Annotated in this window: 5 protein-coding genes and 1 pseudogene; 2 read left to right on the top strand and 4 right to left on the bottom strand. The window is 50.4% G+C overall.

The genetic code is table 11. The features are described from left to right. The 4 genes and pseudogenes from HZS79_RS16650 to HZS79_RS16640 all read right to left on the bottom strand — a co-directional run. On the bottom strand, window positions 1-4109 hold a 4109-nt coding region (locus HZS79_RS16650), incomplete at its 3' end, for a two-partner secretion domain-containing protein (RefSeq protein WP_246311491.1). Between the two features lie 24 nt (window positions 4110-4133). Beyond that, window positions 4134-4223, bottom strand: a pseudogene (locus tag HZS79_RS16990) (ESPR-type extended signal peptide-containing protein); the annotation flags it as partial. Between the two features lie 12 nt (window positions 4224-4235). Next, complete coding sequence (locus tag HZS79_RS16645; RefSeq protein WP_179928411.1) at window positions 4236-6095, bottom strand: ShlB/FhaC/HecB family hemolysin secretion/activation protein; 1860 nt, start codon at window positions 6093-6095, stop codon at window positions 4236-4238. 539 nt (window positions 6096-6634) lie between these two features. Further along, window positions 6635-7501: a hypothetical protein gene (locus HZS79_RS16640; RefSeq protein ID WP_162220096.1), complete on the bottom strand. Its 867-nt coding sequence runs from the start codon at window positions 7499-7501 to the stop codon at window positions 6635-6637. Between the two features lie 241 nt (window positions 7502-7742). Between HZS79_RS16640 and uraD the strand changes: the two genes are divergently transcribed. Then, entirely contained in the window at window positions 7743-8276 is a 534-nt protein-coding gene (gene uraD / locus HZS79_RS16635; RefSeq protein ID WP_179928410.1) for a 2-oxo-4-hydroxy-4-carboxy-5-ureidoimidazoline decarboxylase, read from the top strand. 103 nt (window positions 8277-8379) lie between these two features. Next, on the top strand, window positions 8380-8475 hold a 96-nt coding region (locus HZS79_RS17005), incomplete at its 3' end, for a pyruvate dehydrogenase E1 component-related protein (RefSeq protein WP_503658111.1).

The following is an 8475-nucleotide window of genomic DNA, read 5'->3' as shown; positions in this document are numbered from 1 at the left end:
TGGCTCTCACTCAGATCGACAGTCTCACCGTCCAGAGTAAGCGTACCTGCAGCCAAGTTAGTGCCGGTAGCACTCAAATCACCACTGGTGGTAACACGCAGTGCGGCACCATTCGCGTCAAACGTGTTGAGGCTGCCATCGCTATTCAGACCAGCGGCCAAGGTGCCGCTGCTATCGACGTTGGCGGCGTCGATAGCTAGATTATCAGCGGCGGCAATGGTGCCAGTATTGGTCAGTGCATCAGTATCCAAGGCGGCGTTGCCACCTGCGTAGACAGTGCCTTCTGTATTAGCCAGGCTGATCGCCTGCAGACTCAAATCGCCCTGTTCGCTGTATAGCGTGCCTCGGCGGTTATCAATGGCCTCCGCTGCTTCGAGGGTGGTATTGCCACCCGCATAGACAGTGCCATCAGTGTTGTTGAGGCTCAACACCTGCACACTTAGGTCACCGTGTTCACTGGACAAGGTACCCTCAGTGTTATCCAGGGCACCGCCTGACTGGAGTGATAAGCTCTCTTGAGTGACGATGTTGGCTTGCCCGCTCGCCAAATCACCTCGAGCCGTAATATCAGCGCGGTAGGCGCTGGTCTGGCTCTTACTCAGATCGACATGGTCGCCGTCTAAGGTCAGGCTGCCTGACGCAATATTCGTACCAGTGGCGCTGAGATCACCATCAGTGATGATGCTAAGGGCGCTACCGTCTTCGGCAAATGCTTTTAAGGTGCCGTCTTCGCTGTTCAAGCCAGCTGCCAACGTGCCCGTGCTATCGATGCTGGCGGCGTTAATGGTCACATTATCAGCAGCGGCAACAGTACCAGTGTTGGTAAGCTCACCGACATCGAGGGAGGCATTGCCACCTGCATAGACGGTGCCGTCGGTGTTGCTGAGGGATTCGCTAAGAGCCACCTCTAAGGCATCACTTGCCAGCAGCTCGCCCTGTTCGTTGTTCAGACTCAACGCTTGTACGCTCAGGTCGCCTTGCTGGCTGGACAAAGTACCTGCCGTGTTATCAATCGCACCTTCAGCCTGCAGGGTTAAGTTTTCCTGGGTAACGACATTGGCTTGCCAGGTGTCGATATCACCACGGGCAGTGATATGCGTATCAAAAGCACTGGTCTGGCTCTCACTCAGATCGACATTGCCACCATCCAGCGTCAAATTACCCGACGCTAGGTTGGTACCTGTAGCGGTTAGATCGCCGGCGGTCGTTACGTCGAGAACCCTGCCGCCGATGGCGAATGCCTTCAGGGTGCCATCTTGGTTCAGGCCAGCTGCTAGAGTGCCGCTGCTGTGCACATTGGCAGCACTAATTGTCACGTCATCGGCTGCAGCAATAGTGCCTGAGTTGGTGAGTGTGCCGGTATCTAGGGTGACGTTTCCACCCGCGTAGATGGTGCCGTCGGTGTTTTTAAGGCTCAACACCTGGACACTTAGATCACCTTGCTCACTGGACAAGGTGCCATCAGTGTTATCCAGAGCACCGCCCGACTGGAGCGATAAACTCTCTTGAGCAACAATGTTGGCCTGCCAAGTCGCCAGATCACCACGCGCCGCAATATCAGCGCGATAAGCGCTGGTCTGGCTATCGCTGAGGTCAACATGGTCACCATTAAAGGTCAACGCGCCAGCAGCCAAGTTAGTGCCGGAGGTGCTTAGTCCTCCAGTGGCGGTGACGCGCAGTTCAGCACCGTTAGCATCAAACGGTTTTAGACTGCCATCGCTATTCAGACCAGCGGCCAGAGTGCCACTGCTATCAACGCTGTCGGCATCAATAGTCAAATCATCAGCTGCCGTGATGGTGCCGGTATTGGTCAGCGCAGTGGTGTCTAGAGTGGCATTTTTGCCAGCGTAGATGGCGCCATCAGTGTTGCTTAGGGTGTCTCTGAGAGCAATCGACAGGTCTTTATCAGCCAATAACTCACCCTGCTCGTTACTCAGGCTAAGTGCCTGGACACTCAGGTCGCCTTGCTGGCTGGACAGGGTGCCCTTGGTATTGTCGAGCGCACCGTCAGTATGGAGCAATAAGTTTTCCTGGGTGACGACACTGGCTTGCCAAGTGTCGATATCACCACGGGCAGTGATATGCGTATCAAAAGCACTGGTCTGACTCTCACTCAGATCGACATTGTCGCCGTTAAGGGTCAGAGTGCCTGCAGCCAAATTAGTACCGGTGGCGATCAGGTCATTAGTCGTGGTAACGCGAAGTGCAGCACCATTAGCATCAAACGGTTTGAGATTTCCATTACTGCTCAAGCCGGCCGCCAGAGTGCCACTACTATCAATACGGACAGCATCGATGATTAGATCATCGGACGCCGCAATGGTGCCGGTGTTGGTTAGACTGTTGGCTATAGCAATATGAGACGTGCCGTCAGACTGAATTTCACCGGCATTGCTCAGACGCTGAGAATTCAAGCGGAGCTCACCATGTGAATAAAGCTGTGCTTCCGACTCCTGGATGTGCTTTTTGCTTCTGAGCGTGGAGGTATCAGCCGACACCGCACCGCCGCTTAGGTGTACGGTGTCTACTCCAACACTGAGATGATCAACCTGCAGGGTGCCAGCAGAATTTTCAAACCAGTCGCCGCTAGCCTGCACGCTTTGAGCGCGAACGTGACCAGCATTGCTAAATGTTTGACCTGTACTTACGTAAAGATCACCCTTTGCAGCTAGAGTCCCATCTGCATAATTTTCCAAGCGATCACCAACTTTCACCGTCCCTAATGCAAGCGGAGCTGAAGCTTGCTTAGAGTCCGGATTGGGTTGCGGAGATATAACTAGGCTATCAGAGACTTGAGAACTATTTGTTTCATCGCCACTTGGGACTTGTACAGAAGATTCCGAAGGCTGAGGGCTTTGTGTAGGTAATGCCACACGCCCTAGAAACCCATCTTGCTCGTTGACCAGACTGGTGGCTTGGACACTAAGGCCCTGGGCACCACCTTGCCACAGGTCACCACTATTGCTGAGGTTATCTACCTCTATATCTAGCCGCTGAGCGTCTACCCGACCACTATTATTTAAATCACCCGCACGCAAATTAGCTTCTTGGCCAGCACGTAGAACCCCGCTGTTTTCAATGGTACCGTATTTGCTATCACTGTATTCATCCTGGTGATTGCCGCCACTATGCAATGTCAGGTTTTCTCCGGCTAGCACGCTTCCACTGTAGCTTTGGTCTTGCGCGGTACGGATAGCAATATCACCTTGATCTGCTTGAATAGTCCCTGTTGAACTCAGTTGACCATTGGTGTCGATTTGAATATTGCCTGCGCTAGCAGCCATAGTCCCATGATGACGGACACCTACTCCCGCTTCAGTTCCTACTAGCCGAATTTGTCCAGCGTACATACCTCCTAACTCACCCACATCCAGTGCAAAGGCTGGCGCAGCACCAGTACCAGCGCTTGGCTGAATATTGCTTGGGCGGCGACTAGCATCAATATTATTCTCACCCGTCACTAAGTCCAACTCTTGCGCATGAATGCTAGCATTGACTTCAATGGCACGCGCTAGGATGCCAGTATAGTCAGTCAGACTGGCATCAAGACCTTGACCATCGATACGAACAGTGCCGCGCAGCACGCGATAACTCTCGAGGCTGCCTCCGTTCATTGAGGGGGTGCCCGTGGTAAGAGTGGCACGGCTAGCATTAATGAAACCTGCACCATCCACCTCAATTCCGGCAGGGTTGGCAATGATGACTTCGGCACGCTGCCCACCGATTTCAATAAATCCTTTGAGCTGACTAGGGTTATTGCTGTTAACTTCGTTGAGAATGATGCGAGCCTCACCTTTGGCCAGCCACGGATTTCCCTGCACCCACCCCCCAAGCTGGGTCTGCACATCAGTGCGGCTGTTATTGAGTACGGCTCCTGGCGCGCCCACATCAAATTGTTCGTATGTATTACGACTTACACCAGCAGCACTTGGGGTTTGAATATTGACCAACGGCACATCATTAGAGGTGCTTAGCACTGTAGGACGTTGGTTGCCCGGTGCGGCAGGATCAGGCATGATTTGCGCCTGAGCCAAAGCGCTACTCAAAGCACTTAACCCCAAGGCGAAAGTAGCGGCCAAACGCAGCACCACAATTGCGGAACTCCCCATACCGGCGCCCTGCCTCCGTCCAGAGCTCTTGTTTTTTCGCAGAGCACTTTCTGATACCGCGACAAGACAACCGCGCGTGGCATTAAAGACGAGTCGGTAGAGTTTTTTATTCATTGTTTTCTCGTATCAAAATTGGATATGAAAACTAAATCCGTAATCCTGACTGGCGGTTCTAAGCCCCTCAGGCTTATGAAGTGGCTGACCTAAAAAAAGATCGACATTGCTTTGCACTGGCCCTGTTTTCCATCGCGTACGCAGCCCTACTACCGCCCCAGCCATTTCGTTGCCCAGCTGCATTTGATTAGAGGGTCCGCTGACCCGCCCCCAATCTAACCCTGAGTACACGCTGTAGGGGCTTTGACCAATCTGCATGGAAACTTCATTACGTAATAAAAGACCACTGTCCCCACTGAGCATGCTCACACCATCAAAGCCGCGCACGGAATAACGTCCACCGATAGAAAATCGATCTTGTGGAGTTAGAGGGGTTTCATGCCACTGTCCACGAAAGCTACCGTGGTAGTTCCAACGCTGGTGGATGAAATCAAAAGGGATACTCACACTGGCATTCATTAACCACATTCGCATGCGCGACGTGCCTTCACCGAATGCTTCCTCGGGGGCGGGCAATGCCCCCCATGCTCCGATGCCCCTACGATGAGTGAGGACTGCTTCCCACACCCCCGGGCCCACGCTACGACGATGACCAAGACTGATATCCACCCCAGATACAGCACGACGCTGCACCTCAATTTCCGTATCATCTATGTAGTTGTTTGAGCGCCGGTGAAACGCACGTATAGCGCCTGTGGTTTTACCTGCTTGGTCACGCTGAAGGACACGCGAAAGTTGTGCATCGTGCTGATCGCTTGTACCCGAATAAACATAGTCCTGAAAAGCACCAGCAATAGTTTGATGATATCGAGAGCTAGAACTATTGAATGACAGGAGACTGTACCCCCAAGGGACGGAGTAATGTAAAGCATGCCCAGAGTTGCCTCGGTCTCCGGGGTCTTTACCTCCTAATTCAGACTGCAGAGTAATGTAGAAAAGGTCGCTTAGTGTCAAAAGGTTATCGTAGCTGAGTGTAAAAGCCCCTTGGTATTTTCCTGTGCTTTCATTGCCTGAATCATCAACCGATGCATGTACTCTGAAAGGAAAAGCCTGCTTGTGGCGGATTATCAGTTCACTTTGACCTGGTTCTTCACCAGGCTCAATCGAGATATCAGCTTCAACTGTTGGCACACGTCTGAAATTTTCAAGTCCCTGTTCAATATCGCGCAAATTTAGAACCCGACCAGCATGGGTTGGAATGGTATTGAAAAGAGTCGCGCGCTGACCATATTCCTCCGCAAAGCGAATATCACTAATCACGCCTTCTAAGATATCTAGGCGCAACTCTCCAGACGACAAATCTTGTGGGGGCGCAAGAATGCGTGTGGTTGTCCAGCCCTTCTGAACCAACGCTTGCTGCAGGCGAGCCATAATGACGCTTACCCCCTGAGCTCCTAAGCAGCGACTAAGCACTGGCTGACTATCTTGAGGGTCATCAACATAGTCATATAGCCAATCCCAGTCCCGACTCCCTCTGTCAATAACATTAAGGGAGATACTGCTAATTTCAAAACAAGGCGTCTCTGTCGCAGGGAAAACAAGCGGAACTTTGGGATCATGCAGGGGAGATAGTCGCACATCGCTCTGAGGCTGAAGCTGCTCGCGCTGCTGCCTTAATCTTTCTTGCTCCTGCCGAAATTGGCGCAGGGACTCGTTGTCAAGATCCAATGAACTCTGTGCGGCTGCATTACTTGCAACACACATCAAAAACAGGCACAAACAAGCCCTTCCTAAGTAAACAGGACACCAAGAACTCAATTTTTGATAATTATTTTTAACCGCGATATCCCTATCGAAAAACCAAACGTCAGCAGCCTTAATAACTACGTTTACCTTCATTTTAGTTGTAAGCAACCTATCCCTAACAGACATATCGAGGAACTCCTTTTCCAGACACTAAAATCCCAATCCATCCCTTACTCTTTTTCTCACACTTCATCAATCACAAAGTAAAATTTTACTATTCTTAACAACTGCTCAGTAAAAACTTAAAACCACGAGACATCTTTACCGAATTTAACATTAAAGATACACCTTTACCCAAACCTACCTTAACCAATATACAATATAACTATCTAACACCAAGGAAAAGCACACCATCAATAACGTGAACAATAGTTAATAAAAAACAAAACTTTTACGACACATATATCAACAACTATATTTAAACACTGACATATAGGAAAAATTAACCACTTACGACATTAATAATCATTAATATTGTTGTATACCAACCCGCAGGAATGTAAAACTTCAATAAACAATCGCCCGATTTAAAACCACTGCTTCACAAAAAATAATGGCCTATCTCTTCAAACGCTCTTAGTCAAGAAGCACCTGAGACATAAAAAAATACCCCTTGGCACTTTCAAGCCAAGGGGTATCGGTTAAACCAGTAGCGGTGGTTGGTTTTAGAAGTGCCACTCCAAATTAAAGGTCATGGCATCGGTATCGACCCCCGGTTGGCTGTGGTTTCCGAATTTGTTGCGCCAATACTCATAACCGACGCCTACCCATAGGGAGTTTTCCGCGCCCCAGGCGACCTGCCCGACGTCTAGCATCAGCGAGGTGCGCATTAACTGCTCAGGCTTGGTCGTTTCCCCAAAGTAATCGTCTCCTTTCTTGCTGTTGTAGTTATAGAACCCTTGGAATTTTAGCGGTAACGCCACAGCTTCGAATGGCAGCCCCCAGGCCAAGTTAATTTGGTAATAGGGATCAAACGAAATGCTGTTCTGATTTTCTGGCAGCCCACAGGGTGGCAAACCGCAGTGGTTCCACTCACGGCTATAGAACAGGCTGAGGTCCACAAAGCCTCTCGGCACATCAAATTTAAACGTTGGCCCTACCACTAATTGGCGTTTACGTGGTGCAAAGCCAGTATTTTTGGTGTTTAGGTCAAACCCAAACGTCAGCGCCATGTCTTTGACGGGTCCGAAGGTGATCGGCTCATTGAATACCCCGCCCCCATGCAGTTGATGACGGTATACCAGATAGGCTTCAGTCGCCCCTGAATCACTGTTATTAGCGGGGTCTTGGCTGCTGGACTGAAGCACGTCCAGATTGAAAAAATTTTGGCCCAGTGAGTAACCACTAACATGTGTGAACTGAAGAATATGCTTCTCTACGTTCTCTGGGTTATTGGGCTCGGTAAACTGCGTTCCATAGCGATAGCCCACAAACGTATCGCTCCATGTCGCTGCCTGGGCACTTACCGAGATAGCGCCAAGAGAAACGCTTATCGCCAGATACGTTGCCACTGCTCGATTGCTCTTCAACATGCAAAACCCTTTGTTATTTGATTTTGTTTTTAGAAATCTTTCTAAGAGCCCCCTCTGTAAAGGCCCTTCTATAAAGATCTTTCTATAAGAACCTTTCTATAAAGGCCTTTCTAACGCCGTTATGCCCGCTTCTCGCGGATGCGATAGCGATTTTTTTGCGAAAACGGCACGTCTTAGAGTACATTTGCACTAATTTATTGTATACAATAAATTAGACAAACAAATACAACAGGAAAATACAATGTCGCGTATTTTAAAAGCAGCTCGCCCCAGCCGCCTTGGCTTAGACGCCTTTCTTGAGCATTACGGGGACATTTTTGAACATTCCCCCTGGGTAGCCGAAACCGCTTGGAAACAGGGGTTTACCGACGAGCACGATGACTCGGATGTGCTAGCTGACTGCATGGGCAATGTGCTTAAGCGTGCTGATATTGATCAGCAAATTGCTGTCATTCGAGCCCACCCAGACCTTGCCGGGAAAGCCGCACTAGCGGGTGAGCTAACCCAGGACTCCACCCGTGAGCAGGCAGGTGCAGGGCTAGATCAGTGTTCAACCGAAGAGTTTGAGCGCTTTCAACGCCTGAATCAGACCTACCAAGATACGTTCGGCTTTCCCTTTGTTATTGCTGTTAAGGGGCTTGATCGACACGCCATCCTTTATGCGTTCGAAAAGCGTCTTGAAAACGACGCCGCTACCGAGCGTCAAACCGCTATTGAGCAAATCATTCAGATAGCACGCTTTCGCCTGCACATGCGTGCGGCCGAGGCAGCGTAACTCTTACGCGCTTAGCGCTTGTATTTTCCTTTCAGCCTGACCTGTGGTGCTCGGCCCTTCAGGCTGTGAGGCTTACCCTTTATCGTCATTCGGAGAGACCTCTATGAGTCTGGAGACAAGAGAAGATCTCGATCCGCTCGAAACCACGGAGTGGCTGGAATCCCTGGAATCAGTACTGGATCGTGAGGGCGAAGATCGT

Origin of the sequence: Vreelandella zhaodongensis, from assembly GCF_013415115.1 — a bacterium.
In the GTDB taxonomy this organism is placed as follows: domain Bacteria; phylum Pseudomonadota; class Gammaproteobacteria; order Pseudomonadales; family Halomonadaceae; genus Vreelandella; species Vreelandella zhaodongensis.
The sequence above is the reverse complement of the archived record's forward strand: the minus strand, read 5'-3'. Positions and strand labels throughout refer to the sequence as shown.